Raw genomic sequence first — 15886 nt, forward strand, 5'->3', positions numbered from 1 at the left:
AAAGCTATAAATAATAATTCTATTATTTATAGCTTTTTCAATTTAGTTAATATAAATTTAGAATAGGTATTTTTCTTTTTCTCTTATATAATAAACGAGTACCTTAAACATTTGATTTGATTTTAAGCACAGGATTTTTTAATAATTGCTCAAAATCATCTTGTGGCATTGGCTTTGCATAAAAATATCCTTGTGCCAAATAACATCCAATTTTTTTTAGTATTCTCACTTGTTCTATACTTTCTACCCCTTCACATATAACTTTCATATTTAATTCTTTTGCCATATTTACCACTCCACGCACGACAGCTTGTTCACGACTACCATGCATTCCTTTTTGTATAAATGTACGGTCCAACTTAATTATATCAACAGAAAATTGTTGTAATAAGCCAAGAGAGGAATATCCAGAACCAAAATCATCTATAGAAATAGGAAATTCTGATTCTCTTAGTTGATTAAAATGACTCAAAATCTGATTGAGATTTTCAACAAAAATACTTTCTGTGACTTCTATTTCAAGGTATTTGTGAGGTATTTTATAGGAATCCGCTATTTCTATCAATTTTTCTGAGAAGCTTTCATTATTAAAATGAATTCTGGAAAAATTGCAGGATACTGGACTAATATTTAATCCCAAATCCATCCATCTCTTTAACATTTTGCAGACTTCTTCATAGATATAAAAGTCAATTTCTACCACAAATCCGTTTTTTTCAAAATAAGGAATGAATTTTGCAGGACTTATTATACCTTTATGTGGATAATTCCATCTTACCAATGCTTCACTTCCTACCAATTTATTTGTATTCATATCTACCTTTGGTTGAAAGTATGGAACAAACTCTCCTTGTTCTAAGGCTATTTGCATTCTATCTGTTAAGTTTCTTTGATGTAGCCCTTCCTCTCTCATAGTCATATCATAAAGTACAACACAACTTTTGTGAGTTATTTCTGTATTTCTTCTTGCATAATTTGCTAGGTCAAGCATGAGAGATATATCATGTTTTTCAACTTCATCTACTATATATACACCAAATACAAGAATAAGTTGGTAAGTTTTTCTCATTTTTTCTACCCAACCATTTAATTGATTATCAATCTTGAAGAGACGTTCTTCTAAGCATTCCCAACTATCGTATTTTAATAACATAACAAATTGGTCTGCAGAAACGCGAGCACAAGATTCTTCAAAATATACAGAATCTTGTAAAGCTTTAGCTAGTGCACAAAGTATTTCATCTCCTTCTGAAAAACCTAAAGTGTCATTAATCATTCGAAATTGTTTTATATCTAAATAAACAATCACATATGAACCACTTTCTGCACTTCTTAAACTCTTAATAGCTTCTTTACAAAATTTATTTAAATTCCAAATTCCTGTAAGACTATCTCGGTATAACAAACTCTCAATACGTTTATTATTTTTTGACTTTAATAAAAGTAGAAAACTCAAAAGTATAATAATAATAGCTGATACTATAATAACGCCTCCAATAATTGCCATTGGATGCTGGTGGATAATATCTTGCCAAGTTATATCATATTGAATTATCGTATTTTTTAAAATTATTCTGTCCATTTGTTCTGTTGACATATATTGAATACATTTATCTAGTATAGAAAATAACCTCGAATCTGCAGAATCAGAAATACCAATACTTATTTCTTCTGCATAGTTTGTCAAGGTCGAAACAGAAAATTTTTCATAACGAGGATTGGACAATAGATAATCTGCAATATATGTATTTACATAAACAGCATCCACTTTATCCTTTAATACAGCCTCAAAACATTCTTTTGGAGAATTATAATACTCTATAGTTCTATCTAGTTTCCCATCTTCAGTAATATTTTGTCCAATTAAAGAACCATTTACAGCTGCCACTTTTTTAATTTCATTTTCTTTTTCTCCACTAACTAAAACTACTGGAGCACGTAAATAATACTGCGTTGTTCTTATATTGTTTTTTTGGTTGTTAATATAATCGTTTTCCATACCACAAACTATAGATATTCTAGAATCTTTTGATACTTGAAGTGCTTCACTATAACTTTTTGCAGAAACAAATCTAAATTTTAAACCAGTGTTATTTGTAATTTCCTTAAATAAATCAGCAACCACACCAGAAAACTCACCTGTTTTTGAATCACCATATTCTAGTGGTATCTTTGTAGAATCATAAACAGCTGAAATTTCACCAGATTGTTGTATATATTCTTGCTCATCTTTTGTAAATACTGGCTTCTGAGCAGTACTTATAGAAAAATATTTATTATATAATTTTGTTTCATAACTTGAATTCCTAAGTGTCAATGTATTCAAAGCAGAATTCAGTTGAGATAATAAATCCAGTTTCTTATTTGAAACCACAGTATAGAGTGGCTCTGGAGAAAATTGTGCTACACTTTTAAATGTACTAGTCCGACCAAGATGTGTTATAGCAACACCATCAAGATTTCCATTTTTTAAATCTCTTAATAAATCATCTGTTTCTTTATAAGATATAATTTTAACTTCAAAATCATTTGTTTTACAATATTCTTTAAAGTTTTCAGCATCCTTACTATTACTAATAACACCTACTTTCATATCCTGAAATGAATCAAAATCCTCATAATCATAACGAGTATCATCCACTTTTACATTTAAAGTTGTATAGATATTACACATTGGTAGTGTTGGAAAAAGCATTTCTTTTGTACGTTCTTTTGTATAATAGACACTAGGAAGAACATCTATCTCACCTGATTTTAACATTTCAAGAGCATTTTCCCAACTTTTACAATCTACTATTTCATATTTCCAGTTAGTGTACTTAGTAATTTCTTGTAAGTATTCAAAATTAAATCCTATATACTCTCCATTTTCATTTCGACTCATATAATCGCCATCATCATAATACCCGACTTTAACTGGAACCCTATCTGAAGCAGAGTTAATTTTTATTGGAAAAGAAAGAAAAATCATACAAACAATCAGAATCAATTGATAGGTTTTTAACTTCAAAATTTTGTCCTCCTCCCTCTTAGTAGCTATATTATATCATTTTCAATAGAAAAATAGAATATACTGCCAATTGTTTAACTTTCAAAATACTTCTAAAATATATATTACTAGTGAGAATACAGAAAACTTAACTTATATAAACATACTATTTTTTTATATCTATCACACATAATAAGAATACTTAAAAAGCTATATAAATTTGCAAAATAACAAATTTATATAGCTTTTAACATGGTAAAATAATTCATTTTTTATATAATCTTTTTATAATTACATCAAATTGAAATTCCTATAAATTAATTTTATTGCACAATTGATACTTTAATAATATCCCCATTTTTTCTTTCTAGATGAACCACTTCTCCAGTTAAATCATAGTCAAATGCCTTAACTAGTATTTCAGTAACTTTTTTACCATCAACTACATCATCTTTTCCATTAAATAAATCTAAAGCATTGTTTTCAATCATTCTCTTTGCAAAATTTACAGGTAATTTTATATGTATTTTGTCGCCTGTATGTGATAGAACTCTTATTCTTAAAAACTTTTCTAAATTATTTCTTGGTATTTGTTTTGATGCCATTCTATTAAATCACTCTCCCTTATTTTTTATTTAATAATAAATTTTATTCTTAAAAATATCTTTATATGTATCTATTATAAAAGTAACACTATTATTTTCTGTGTTTAGTTTATACCTAACTCTATCTAATATGCCAGTTTCATGAGTTCATATATTTTTTTTAATAATTGTACATTTTTAGACTTTATTTTATAATTATTCTATATACTTTATACTCTCAATGAAACTTTTTATCAGAATGTTTTATTACATAAAATACTAAAATTAAACTAATCTATTTATCACTAAATAGTATCAGGGGGATATACTTATGATAGAAAAAATTAAAAACATGCTAAAAAATCACAATCATGATATATATATTTCACCACACAAATTATTAAGACCATATATAGCTCACTATACAATAACTTTTCCAGATAAAAATTCTATAGAAAACCTGACATTGATACCTGATGCCAGTGGATGTATCGTATTTGAATTTAGTAAAAAAGATATAACTAGCAAATTTTGGGGTGCTACAACAAAAACTATTATTGTAAAAAATGATATAGAAAATGTACTATTTAGAGTATTTGTTGAATTTCTTCCATGTGGAGTATACTATTTAACAGGTTTTCCTCAGATAGAATCAGCCGATTTAATAATCCCTGTTAAAGACTTTAACACTCAACTTGATTTCGAAACTAATTCTATCTTTGAAAAGTCCAATACTCTTAAAGAACTCATTGAACAATTCGATAGGTTATTTTTATCGTACTTATTTAAATCTAATATAAAAGATTTAACAATACCAATTCTTATAGATGCTAGGAAACAAAACTCTATTATGTCTGTTAAAAATATTGCTCAAATTAGTTGTTATAGTGAACGCCATTTAAATAGGATTTTTAATAATTCTCTTGGTATGAGTGTTAAGACATACCTTAGATTATTACGTATAAATACAGTACTACAAGAAATACAAAGTAATAATATATCATTTACAACTTTAGCTCAAAATATAGGTTATTATGACCAATCTCACTTTATAAATGATTTTAAATCTATTTGTGGTGTTAATCCAACAACCTATATAAAAAATTTGTCTGATTTTTACAATGAGAAATATAAATTTTAACATATGATTATATTAAAGTTTATATTTGAGGAGGATTTAAAATGATAGAATCAAGATGTGGAATTTTGTGTTGTGAATGTAAGTATAAGGAAGATGTAAATTGCGCTGGATGTACAAATATTGATAAACCTTTTTGGTCTGAAGAATGTCCTGTAAAATCATGTTGTGAGAATAAAAATCTTACACATTGTGGCCTATGTGACACATTTCCATGTGAAATATTAACTCAATTTGCATATGATAAAAAACAAGGTGATGATGGAAAAAGAATTTCTCAATGTGAAAAATGGGCTTCTCTAGCTTTATAATAGTATCATATTTATATATTTTATATTGTATATAAATTAAAATATTAATACCTTAATACATAATTGTATATTCTCTAAGATAGATAGCTATTATTCAATATAAAATAATAGCTATCTATTTTTTTCACAAATAAACATTGATTTTTAAATCTCTTAATTTTATATTTTAATATTTATGTCAATTAAATGTTAGTAAAGTATTTTATCTGCATTTACACCAATATATAGTAACACAAAGCTTTTCAATTTTTTATGGTTAAGCATAAGCAAAAAATGTTAACTAAAAATTACAATTAAGTAGACATTTGTATTAATCTATGATACAATAGTATTTGTGGTAATACACAATTAAATCAAGTATATCTTGATATAGGTTAATAGGAGTATTTTTAATGAATAATGGAATAGTGAAATGGTTTAACAACGAAAAAGGATTTGGTTTTATAACAGTAGAAGGTGGAGATGATGTATTTGCTCATTTCTCAGCTATACAAACTTCAGGATTTAAATCATTAGAAGAAGGTCAAAAAGTAAGCTTTGATATAGTTAAAGGTGCTAGAGGTCAGCAAGCAGAAAACATAACTATATTATAATTATATAGATTTTTTCGGAAAAGACTCTTTTAAGAGTCTTTTTTTATTGGTAATATACAATATAATTATTAATTAAGTAAATAATATTATTTGGACAAATAAAAAAATCCCTCTCCTAAATATAAAATACTCTTCATAAATAAGGGTTATTTCAGTAAAGATACATAGTATATTATATATAAAAAATCCAATAGATTAGCTCTATTAGATTTTTATTTCATATATAAATATTTTTCATTAATGTTTTCAAAAGTTTAATAACGTTTTTGAAATTTTATCAAATTTTTCACTAGATATATCAAATTTTTGCTTAAATTTTTCATCGTTCATTCTTTCAACAATTACTTTATCTGGAGATAATTCATAAATAATACTTTTTATCTTATTAATAGATTCCTCATTATCATTATATTCCTTTATAATTGTTACTTCTAAAATAAATTTTCCTTTATACTGTTTATTAAATAAAATCATATTTGAAATATATTCTTCTAGAGTATATCCTATAATTGGTCTCTGAATTTTTTGAAAATCTTTTTCCGATATTGTTTTTATCTCTCCAATGACTTCATCACACATATTGGCTATTTCTATATATTCGTCTTTACCTAATAAATATCCATTAGAAAGTAATCGTACAGGCACTCTTTTGCGCTTTACTAACTCGATTACATCACAAATTTTATCATTCAATAGTGATTCTCCTTTTGAATTAATGAAAACTAGTTCTGCCTTATGCTTTTCTATTATACTTTCTAATTCTCTAAGTGAGTCATCCATCTTGTCAAATGATTGAAGTGTATCCACTTTATTATATGACCTTCCAATAGGACAGAATATACAATCAAAGTTACAATACTTTTCAGGAAGTATATTTACTTCTAATACTCTTTTTCCATCCTCAATATAAATATCTTTATAACTAAAACCACTCATTACTCTATCCTCTCAAAATTAATTTATTGATACTTCTTTATTATTAATATCTAAAATTGAAATTTTACATGTTCCACCTAAATTTTCTTGAACTGTTTTCGCCAAATAATTCAAGGCATTCTCAAATTCTTCAAATCTACTTTCATCTACTAATTCAATACATAAAAATGCATTATTTGTATTTTCAGTAAGCATTGTCCTCACTGCTTCACGCCAATTCCAACATCTACAAATTGCACCTTCATTATCTTTATAGACTATCTCACCTTCATATGGAGATGAGTTTTCTTCTGTTCCTAATGGTATAAATTCTTCATTTCCAACTGCTCTAGTCAACCTAATATCTCCCATAAATTTGTCTATGTCTTCTCCACCACAAGGCAATGCATATTTTAGCGAAATAGAATTGTAAATATCCACTAAGGGGTTAATAGTTGCTATATGATTTCCATTATGAACTCTTTTTAGCAATGCCTCAATAGATGACCTTGCTCCTTTTTTCGTTTTAAATTTTTTGAATGCTTCTCTCCATACTTTAATTACTTGGTTATTGCTAAATTCTAAATCCTTCAAGTGTTTTAATGCCTCTTTTTCTCCCTGCAAAATCATTTCCTTGTATTCTTCTTTATCCTTTATAGAGTTGTCTATGTCCTTACAAATAACAACTCCTATCTTTGAACTAGGAAATAGGTTCCAAAACTCATCCTCAACAACAAATTTTTTCATTAGAATACCTCCTCAACTTTAAAATATATAAAAATAAAAAAGCCTACAGAAATATTATTAAATATCTCCCAGGCTTTTATCCTTCCGTGTACACAATAACTGTGCGTTTTCTCTTGGACCTGCCCATTATAAAATGCGGAACCCTAGAAAACTAAACTATATATTTTTGTAATTTATAAAATACAAATAAATTTTAGCATAATATAAGATTTAAAACAATACTATATTGGATTCTTATATTTGTACAAAATAATATTTAAAGGTTATTTAGCTAATCTAATAGAATACTACATTATTGATATAATTTTATTAATAAAATTATAAGTATAAAAATTTCAGAATAAGTCTATTTTAAATGTAAGTTATAAATCCCAATTAAAATAGACTTAAATTTCATTTTATGTTAAAATCTTTACAGTAATAAACAATTTTATTTTAAGGAGATAATTTTATGAATAATTACTTAAAATTTGCTACATATCAGCTCATAGGCTTTACATCTTCTATACCTAAACTTATAAAAATCAAAAAAAATCCAGATAAATTTAGCTTAAAAGAAAAATTTGAATTTATGCAAAAACAAGCTAAAAAATCTTTAGATATAGTAAATATAGACCTTAATATACTTGGCAAAGAAACATTACCAAAAGAACCAATCTTATTTGTTGTAAATCATTCAAGTATGCTTGATAGTTTTATCCTAGCAGCAAGTGTAGAAAGACCAATTGGATGTGTAATTGCAGATGAGCCAGTTTGGAGAAATATACCTATATTTAAAGAATGGGCGAAGTTGTTACGATGTGTATATGTAAACAGAAAAAATAATAGAGAAGGGATTAAAAGTATTGCTGAAGCCTCACAAAATATACTTACAGGTCAGAGTATGGCAGTGTTTCCAGAAGGAGATTTAACCTGGATTAAAGAACCAAATTCTCTAGTATCAGATTTTAGAAGTGGAGCCTTAAAAATAGCATATAAAGCAAAGTGTCCTATTGTTCCATTAGTCATAAAAAATTCAAAAGATACTTATGAAGGATATCAACCTATTGGTAAAATTAACTCTGTTCCTGTTGAAGTTGAATTCCTAGAACCAATTTATGACCATATTGAAAATCCTAGACTAAAATCTTCTGTATTAGGAGAAAATATTAAAAAAAATATGATAAACAAAATAGAAAGTTTTAGAAAAACAAATAAAAACTTTTAAAGAATTTTAACATTAAAATTTATTGACTAGAAAAAATTTTAATGTTAAAATTTTTTTAAGAGGTGATTAAGATGGCAAAAAATACAAAACAAACAACAGTTCACATTGATGAAACATTACTTAAAGAAGTTAAAAGAATAGGAATTAATGAAAATAAAAGTATATCTCAAATAATAAATGAATCAATAATAGATTATGTATTAGTTTACAGAGAAAACGAAGACAAAGAAAAAAATGAACACGATAAAAATTTAAATGATACAATAAATGCTTTTAAAAGAGAGGAAGAAAAAAGAGTTGAGGCAAAAAGTGCTGCTAGAGCTATAGCAGAAGCAAAAAAACGAGTTCTCTACTAATAAATATAAAAAATCGGTACAAACTATGCACCGATTTTTTTATATCTAAAACATATTCAAAAAGACTTAAATTTTCTTTAAATTATATCAAATCTCCAACAACTTTCACTTTTATAAGGAGTGCATTACCTGGAAGATATGCAAGTGGAACATCTTCTATATTTAATACTTCTATAGTATCCTTTTTAGCACCTGCTTTTAAAGCTTTGTTTATGGCTTCTTGTTTTGCGTCTTCTATAGCATCTTCTCTAGACATTTTATCTAAGCTGTACACTTTTTCTACATCCCCACTTATTTGCCCTAAAGCTGCACCAATAGCATTTGCTGCAGTATAATGAGGAGGTCTTATAACATCACTTATACCTTTTAGTTTTTCTGGAACAATTATACTTCCTCCACCAGTTAAAACTAATTCAACATCATTTTGGCTAGTCTTCATTTGGTCTACAGCATCTTCTAGTTTTAAAATTACTTTTTTATATACCTCATCACAATAATCTTTATCTAAATTTTCAACATTATTTTTTCTATCCTCAAATGCCATGCCTAACTTTGTAACAACATCTGATAAAGTTAAAGTATCACCACCAAATATTATTGCATCTTCAGTTATTCTATACCCTACACTCTCAGGACCTATTTTTATATTGTCTTTTTCGCCTTTTACACAAGTTCCCCCAGCAAGTCCAATAGTTAAAACATCGGGCATTCTAAAGTTCGTATGTACTCCTCCAATTGTAACAGGAATTGAAGATTCTCTAGGAAATCCATTGTATAATACACCTAAATCACTCGTAGTTCCTCCAACATCTAGTACTATTGCATTTTTTACTTTTGACAAGAAAGACGCTCCCCTTATAGAATTTGTTATTCCACATCCAATTGTGAAAATAGGATACTTCATTGTGTACTCCAAATTCATTAATGTTCCATCATTTTGACTAAAATATATTTCTGCATCTATTCCTAAATCTTTCAATGCTTTTTCAAATCCTAAAGAAACAGCCTTACCTACTCTAGACAATGCAGAGTTTAAAATTGCTCCGTTTTCTCTTTCCAGTATACCTATATTACCTATTTCATTTGATAAGGATATTGGAATATCACCAAGAATCTCTCTAACCCATTTTGCAACTTCTTCTTCTTGTTGCTTATTTACAGGAGCAAATACTCCACTTATTGCAACACTTTCTACCTTGCCTTTTATCTTATTGCAAAAATCTACAACTTCATCTTTACAAAGTTCATTTATCTTTCTTCCATCAAACTCATAACCACCAGATATCAATATTGAATCTAATTCTATTTTTTCTCTTAAATCTTCTGGCCAATCTATAAATGGTAAAATAGCAGTGGTTGCTGGTTTTCCAATTCTTATCATTGCTACATTATTAAGTCTTTTTCTTTCTACTATTGCATTTGTACAGTGAGTTGTACCAAGCATAGCATATTTTATTAATGAATGGTCAATTTTACTTTCATCTATAACTTTTTTTAAGGCATTATAAACACCAGTTTCAACATCTTTTGTAGTTGCTACTTTAACTGAATGGATTACTTTTAATTCCTTATCCAGTATACAAGCATCTGTATTTGTTCCTCCAACGTCAATTCCTACACGATACATCAAAATTTCCCCCTAAATTTTTATTTTCCTTGTAATTCTTCTACTGTTTTATACTCTACATCATATCCAAAGTATTCAGGTCCAACTGTCTCAATTCCTTTTTTAGTTCTCCATTTTTCATTACAAGGAAAAGCTACTACCATCACACGAGAACCATATTTTATTCTTTCTGTAGTTATTGGGAATCCAGTTTCTAAATCTAATATTGCTATTAAATCTGGCGTAATACAAAGTGGTGTACTACCTTTTTTTGCAATTAGATTTTCATTTTGAAATAGTACAGAGTATTCTCCATCATATCCATTAATTCCAGCGAAGAATGCATGCCCTCTAGTAAAACCACCTTTTAACTCTCTTTTAATATCAACTACTTTTCCTTCAAATAATTTATACCCTTTTAATTCTTTCAATATATTTTCAATAGCACCTTTTGAGTCTGACTTATTCTCAAGTAAAAATCCTCCTATAGTTTCAGCTATAGTCAAGGTATTTCCTATCGCAGCTTTTTTAACTTGAGCTCCACTTAAATTATAGTCACTAATAGAAGAACTTCCTCCCATTTCTACTGTTAAAGTTCTAGCCAATCTTTCTGACCAAATTCCATCAACAGGATAAAGGATGGCTGAATTACCCTTTTCATCAGCCATTACAGCAGGTGATGCTTCATATCCTTCAAGATAAAAAGTTACCATTTGAGCTTCCGGAAACGCTCTACCCATAGAATCTGCATCCAAAATAGGAAGCCCTTTTTTTGCAGCAACTGCTATTGGCATAAGTGAATTTATTCCTCCTATTTCTATAGGAATTATAACATCAACTTTTCTATTCAATAATTTTTCCATTATCTCTAAAGGAGTAGTTAATTCCACTTCAGAAAGTAATTTTTCTATTGTAATTACAGGGGAACCCATACCAGATACTGGTACTACTAAAGCATCATCCTCTAGCTCATCTAAACTAATCACTTTTACAGGCCCATACTTTTTAATTGCTTGTTTTGCAACTAATTTACCTATGTATGGGTCTCCTCCTCCTCCTGTTCCAAGCACTGCTGCGCCAACTGCTATTTTATCCACGCTTTCTTCTGTTAAAAATCTCATGTTACTTTCTCCTCATATTCCAAATTTATTTTATACTTTACAAGCATATTTCATTAAACTGCTTTTTCTGCTTCTTGTTTGTTTTTTGATGAACAAATCACTTTTCCAATAATTGATTGTATTATAAATCCTGCTATAAATCCATCTAAAGGTGCTATAGTAGTAAGAGTTATAAATCCATATGTAGAAAGGTATGTTATTAATATACCAATTATCCAAGATATTATTGAATGTTTAACTATTGGTTTGTATGCTATCCCCTTATCAAATCCTTTAAGTTCTTGTTTTACTATATAATATTCTGCTGTATACACACCACCAACAGGTGCAATAACAATTCCAAGTAAATTTAAAAATCCTATAAATCCTTCATATATTCCAAATACAGCTAATAAAGTTGCTACAACACCAAGAACTATAGTTAATACTTTTTCAGGAGCTTTTTTTAGTACAAGAGCTATACTTAGTGATGCAGAATATACATTGCTTGTATTTGTAGTCCATTGAGCTAATGTAAGTACAATTATACCTGGTATAGCAATTCCTAATGTAATAAAAATTCTCATAATATCTGAAGTACCCATACATTTTACTAATATTATTGATACTACTATCATAAAAGCATTTCCAAATTGTATCCCTAGAAAACTTGAAAGTGCACAATCTCTTCTACTTTTAGCCCAGCGACTTATGTCAGGTGATACTATTGCTCCAACTATTATTATACTCATTGATAGAGAAACTCCACCTGCAAATGTCATAGTCGATTTCATATTATCATCAACTGGAATTCCATTTGCTTTAAAAGCTAAGAATATAGTTAACATCATAAGAATTAATAAGAATGGTACTGAATACACACTTAATTTTTCCATTGCTTTATATCCATAAATAGCTGTACTCATCATCAAAAGACCACCTATGAGGCTTAAAATTTGCATGCTCACATCTAGATTAAATATATCTTTTATTATTATTTGAGCATTTTGAGCAAAAAAGCCTACTTGAACTCCAAACCATCCTAATAAAGAAACTCCTATAACTAGAGAAAATATTTTTGCTCCAGCTTCTCCAAACACATATTTTGTTATCATAGATGTAGATAAGCTTGTAGATGAACCAACTAAAGAGCATATAGTATACAAAATAGCAGAAAAAAATGAACCTACAATTACTGATAATATTGCTTGTTTCATTGGCATACTTTGAGCTAACTCAGCTCCTAAAATAACAGATGATAAATCCACACCTATTGCTACTAGCACTGAAAACATAGCTACCCAACCACGTTTTTGATTCTCTGGAACCTGTTCCAGGGCATAATTAATTTTTTCTTCTTCCATTTTCATCCCTCCATTAAAATTGTAAAACCATTTAATTTGTTTGTTTTACAATTTTCTAATTTATAAATTTATTAACAACTATATATTTATAATTTTCATTTAATATATAGTTTTAAATTTTCTGAAATAATTTTATAATAAAAAACGCCTCTTGGAAAAAATCCAAGAGACGAATACCAATCCGTGTTACCACTCTTATTAGTAAAAATTTATTTTACTCACTCATTTTCTTAAGGCGAATTAAACCACTACTACAATAGAACTGTAATAGTATTCTCCAAAGCTCTTTTCACACAAATTTCAATATTAGTTCTCAGCCAAATCTAACTCTCTGTAAAATTCCTTTATGCTACTTTCTTCTTCTGCGAATCTACGTTATTTATTTATTTATGATTTATATCATAATATATATGCAATATTTTGTCAACTTAAAAAGTAAATTACTTGTATTTTTTAGTTTTATATGTAATTTTTTATATTATTACTGTATTTATATTTTGTATTTTTTAAATTTAATAAAAATTTATATTATTTTTATATACAATTGAATATAATTTTACAAATTATTTTCATTTTTTTGTAAAGTTCTACAACCATATTTTACAATCCAGTTAGTATATTCATTTACACTATACCAATCCTTCGCAAGCTTTACAACTAAATCTGGGTGTGTTTTAGAAATGTCATTTAAATTATTAGCAACACTCTTTCGCACATACAGTGATGAGTCGGTTTTTAATTGTTCCAATATAGGTAGAATAGGTGTAGGGTCTTTTTTAAATTTAGTTAGTGCTTAACCCCAAGGCAACTGTGGACGACAACATGAACGTACAGCAAATAATCATATCTCACATTATACAACAGTATGTTATATTGTTAAATCTATCTATTTAAAATACTTCACACTGCACATTCTGAAATATTGTAAAGTATCTACTGACAGTAAAAATGTCCGAACAGCCTATAAAACAAGGCTATACGAACATTTAATAAAATTTTAAAATATAATCAGAAATTTATTTTAAGTTCAATCAAATTTTTATTGAATTATATCTATTGAATCTCCAATACTTATAATTCCTTCCTTTAAAACCTTAACAAAAATTCCTTCACGTGGCATTACACAGTCCCCTGTTAATTTTTTAATTTCACATCCATTATGACACTTTTTACCTATTTGAGTTACTTCAACTTCACATTTGCCTATCTTTAATTTTGTACCAACAGGTAATGAAAACACTTCTATTCCTTCTGTAGTTATATTCTCAGCAAAGTCTCCAAATTTTAATTGGTCAAAACCTCTCATCTTCATTTTATCTATACTTTCTTTTCCAAGTAAACTTATTTGACGATGCCAGTTTCCCGCATGTGCATCTCCAACTATTCCATAATTTATTTTTAGTTCTGCACATTGCACAGGAACCTTAATTACACCCTTTTTGTCACTTATATTTATTGACACTACTTTAGCCATATTTCCTCCAAATTTTCACCCATATATTCTTAAATTATTCAAACTTAAAATCACCTGATTTTCCACCAGTTTTCTCCACAAGATGTATATTGCTTATAACCATCTTTTTATCAACTGCTTTACACATATCATAAATTGTAAGTGCTGCTAAAGAACAAGCATTTAATGCTTCCATTTCTACACCAGTTTTACCAAGTGATTTACATGTTGCATATATTCTAATAGCAGATATAGAATCATCTATCTCAAATTCCAAATCACATCCAACCAATTTAATTTGATGGCACATTGGTATATTTGAAGATGTATTTTTAGCTCCCATTATCCCTGCAACTTGAGCTACAGATAATACATCTCCCTTTTTTATTTGTCCATTTTTTACCTTTTCTAAAGCTTCTTTACCAAGAGTAATCGTAGCTGTTGCTATAGCAGTTCTCTTTGTATCATCTTTTTCACTTATATCTACCATTTTAGCATACCCTTTTTCATTTATGTGCGTTAACATTACCTATCCTCCAATTTCATACATACGTCTATTTGTATCACTACATTTATTTTCTATTAAATGATGTTTTTCTGGCTTTTCTTTTATTATATCTTTCATAGTTTCTCTAAATAACAATGGTTTATGTAAAAGTGGTTTTATATCTATTTCCTCTTTTGAATGTAGACACAGTTTTATTGCACCACTAGAGGTAAGTCTAATACGATTACAAGTGTTGCAAAATGAACAACTTAATGGAGTTATAATTCCTATTCTTCCTTTTGCTCCTTTAAACTTATAATATTCTGCTGTACTTTTTTCATCATTTTTAACTTTATATAAACCATATATTTTTTCAACCATTTCTTTTACATTAAAATATCCTTTTTTGTAGACTCTATTAGCTTCACCTAATGGCATAAGTTCAATAAATCTTACATCAATTGCTGATTTAACTGTTAAAAACATAAAGTCTTTAAGCTCATCATCATTAAATCCATTTATGGCAACACAATTTACCTTTACTTTTATACCTAAATTTAAACATGACTCAATCGATTTTAATACTTCTTTTAAATTGCCACCTCTTGTCACAGATTTATATTTATATTCCTTTAAAGAATCTAAGCTTATATTTACTTTATTCAGACCACATTCTTTAAGCTCAAAGATTCTATCAGAAAGTCCAAGAGCATTAGTTGTCATTCCTATATTTTCTATTCCACATTCTTCTCTTGTAAACCTTATAAGTTCATTTAAATTGGGATATAAAAGAGGTTCTCCTCCAGTAAATCTAACCTTTTTTATACCTTGTTCTGACATAGCCTTTATAATGAATTTATAGTCTTCAAAACTTAGATTATCGTTTATATAATTTTTTTCAAATTTAACATCTGGTGGCATACAATAAACACACCTTAAATTACACTTATCTGTAAGTGAAATACGAAGGTAGTCTATTTTTCTTCCATACTTATCAATCATACTCTATCTACCTCTTTGTCTATTTTTTATCTAT

At 27.9% G+C, this 15886-nt stretch carries 15 protein-coding genes, 1 pseudogene, 1 riboswitch and 1 other annotated feature; of the genes and pseudogenes, 5 read left to right on the plus strand and 11 right to left on the minus strand.

The features are described from left to right. Positions 1 to 103: 103 nt before the first annotated feature. Together IC175_RS02370 and IC175_RS02375 are read right to left on the minus strand one after the other, a co-directional pair. Positions 104 to 3010 (minus strand): EAL domain-containing protein, encoded by a 2907-nt coding sequence (locus IC175_RS02370; protein WP_227851060.1) that lies wholly within the window; start codon positions 3008 to 3010, stop codon positions 104 to 106. 302 nt (positions 3011 to 3312) lie between these two features. Next, positions 3313 to 3594, minus strand: coding sequence for a hypothetical protein (locus IC175_RS02375; RefSeq protein WP_004454426.1), 282 nt, complete (start codon positions 3592 to 3594; stop codon positions 3313 to 3315). A gap of 310 nt (positions 3595 to 3904) precedes the next feature. Here IC175_RS02375 and IC175_RS02380 point away from each other — a divergent pair, with 310 nt between their 5' ends. From IC175_RS02380 to IC175_RS02390, 3 genes are all read left to right on the plus strand, one after another. After that, entirely contained in the window at positions 3905 to 4714 is an 810-nt protein-coding gene (locus tag IC175_RS02380) for a helix-turn-helix transcriptional regulator (protein ID WP_227433220.1), read from the plus strand. A 41-nt stretch (positions 4715 to 4755) separates the two neighbouring features. Further along, a complete protein-coding gene (locus tag IC175_RS02385; protein ID WP_227433219.1) occupies positions 4756 to 5022 on the plus strand; it encodes a DUF3795 domain-containing protein in 267 nt (88 codons plus the stop codon). Between the two features lie 392 nt (positions 5023 to 5414). Continuing rightward, positions 5415 to 5615 (plus strand): cold-shock protein, encoded by a 201-nt coding sequence (locus tag IC175_RS02390; protein WP_227433218.1) that lies wholly within the window; start codon positions 5415 to 5417, stop codon positions 5613 to 5615. A 246-nt stretch (positions 5616 to 5861) separates the two neighbouring features. Here IC175_RS02390 and IC175_RS02395 read toward each other — a convergent pair whose 3' ends face one another. Together IC175_RS02395 and IC175_RS02400 are read right to left on the minus strand one after the other, a co-directional pair. Next, positions 5862 to 6551, minus strand: a complete 690-nt coding sequence (locus IC175_RS02395; protein ID WP_227433217.1) for a radical SAM protein — start codon at positions 6549 to 6551, stop codon at positions 5862 to 5864. An 18-nt stretch (positions 6552 to 6569) separates the two neighbouring features. Next, positions 6570 to 7277 carry a B3/4 domain-containing protein gene (locus tag IC175_RS02400; RefSeq protein ID WP_227483234.1) on the minus strand — a complete coding sequence of 236 codons (708 nt, stop codon included), beginning with the start codon at positions 7275 to 7277 and terminating at the stop codon, positions 6570 to 6572. Between the two features lie 63 nt (positions 7278 to 7340). Then, positions 7341 to 7435: riboswitch (guanidine-I (ykkC/yxkD leader) on the minus strand. A gap of 293 nt (positions 7436 to 7728) precedes the next feature. On the opposite strand from IC175_RS02400, the gene IC175_RS02405 reads away from it, so the two are divergent. Both IC175_RS02405 and IC175_RS02410 read left to right on the plus strand, forming a co-directional pair. Further along, positions 7729 to 8484, plus strand: coding sequence for a lysophospholipid acyltransferase family protein (locus tag IC175_RS02405; protein ID WP_227433216.1), 756 nt, complete (start codon positions 7729 to 7731; stop codon positions 8482 to 8484). A 71-nt stretch (positions 8485 to 8555) separates the two neighbouring features. Next, the gene (locus tag IC175_RS02410; RefSeq protein WP_227433215.1) at positions 8556 to 8840 is read left to right on the plus strand and encodes a transcriptional regulator; all 285 of its coding nucleotides are present in this window, start codon (positions 8556 to 8558) and stop codon (positions 8838 to 8840) included. Between the two features lie 82 nt (positions 8841 to 8922). On the opposite strand, the gene IC175_RS02415 is transcribed toward IC175_RS02410, so the two are convergent. From IC175_RS02415 to moaA, 7 genes and pseudogenes are all read right to left on the minus strand, one after another. After that, positions 8923 to 10467 (minus strand): hydantoinase/oxoprolinase family protein, encoded by a 1545-nt coding sequence (locus tag IC175_RS02415; RefSeq protein WP_227433214.1) that lies wholly within the window; start codon positions 10465 to 10467, stop codon positions 8923 to 8925. 20 nt (positions 10468 to 10487) lie between these two features. Beyond that, positions 10488 to 11567 (minus strand): DUF917 domain-containing protein, encoded by a 1080-nt coding sequence (locus IC175_RS02420; protein WP_227433213.1) that lies wholly within the window; start codon positions 11565 to 11567, stop codon positions 10488 to 10490. 53 nt (positions 11568 to 11620) lie between these two features. Further along, positions 11621 to 12910 (minus strand): cytosine permease, encoded by a 1290-nt coding sequence (locus IC175_RS02425; RefSeq protein ID WP_227433212.1) that lies wholly within the window; start codon positions 12908 to 12910, stop codon positions 11621 to 11623. A 162-nt stretch (positions 12911 to 13072) separates the two neighbouring features. Then, positions 13073 to 13284, minus strand: a binding site (T-box leader). A 182-nt stretch (positions 13285 to 13466) separates the two neighbouring features. Further along, a pseudogene (locus IC175_RS02430) lies at positions 13467 to 13676 on the minus strand (hypothetical protein); the annotation flags it as partial. Positions 13677 to 13949: 273 nt separating this feature from the next. Then, positions 13950 to 14384 (minus strand): MOSC domain-containing protein, encoded by a 435-nt coding sequence (locus IC175_RS02435; protein ID WP_227433211.1) that lies wholly within the window; start codon positions 14382 to 14384, stop codon positions 13950 to 13952. Positions 14385 to 14418: 34 nt separating this feature from the next. Continuing rightward, positions 14419 to 14889 (minus strand): cyclic pyranopterin monophosphate synthase MoaC, encoded by a 471-nt coding sequence (gene moaC / locus IC175_RS02440; RefSeq protein WP_227433210.1) that lies wholly within the window; start codon positions 14887 to 14889, stop codon positions 14419 to 14421. Between the two features lie 3 nt (positions 14890 to 14892). After that, positions 14893 to 15852 (minus strand): GTP 3',8-cyclase MoaA, encoded by a 960-nt coding sequence (moaA, locus tag IC175_RS02445; RefSeq protein WP_227851061.1) that lies wholly within the window; start codon positions 15850 to 15852, stop codon positions 14893 to 14895. Between the last annotated feature and the right edge of the window lie 34 nt (positions 15853 to 15886).

The sequence above is a fragment of the Clostridioides sp. ES-S-0123-01 genome (assembly GCF_020658415.1).
In the GTDB taxonomy this organism is placed as follows: domain Bacteria; phylum Bacillota; class Clostridia; order Peptostreptococcales; family Peptostreptococcaceae; genus Clostridioides.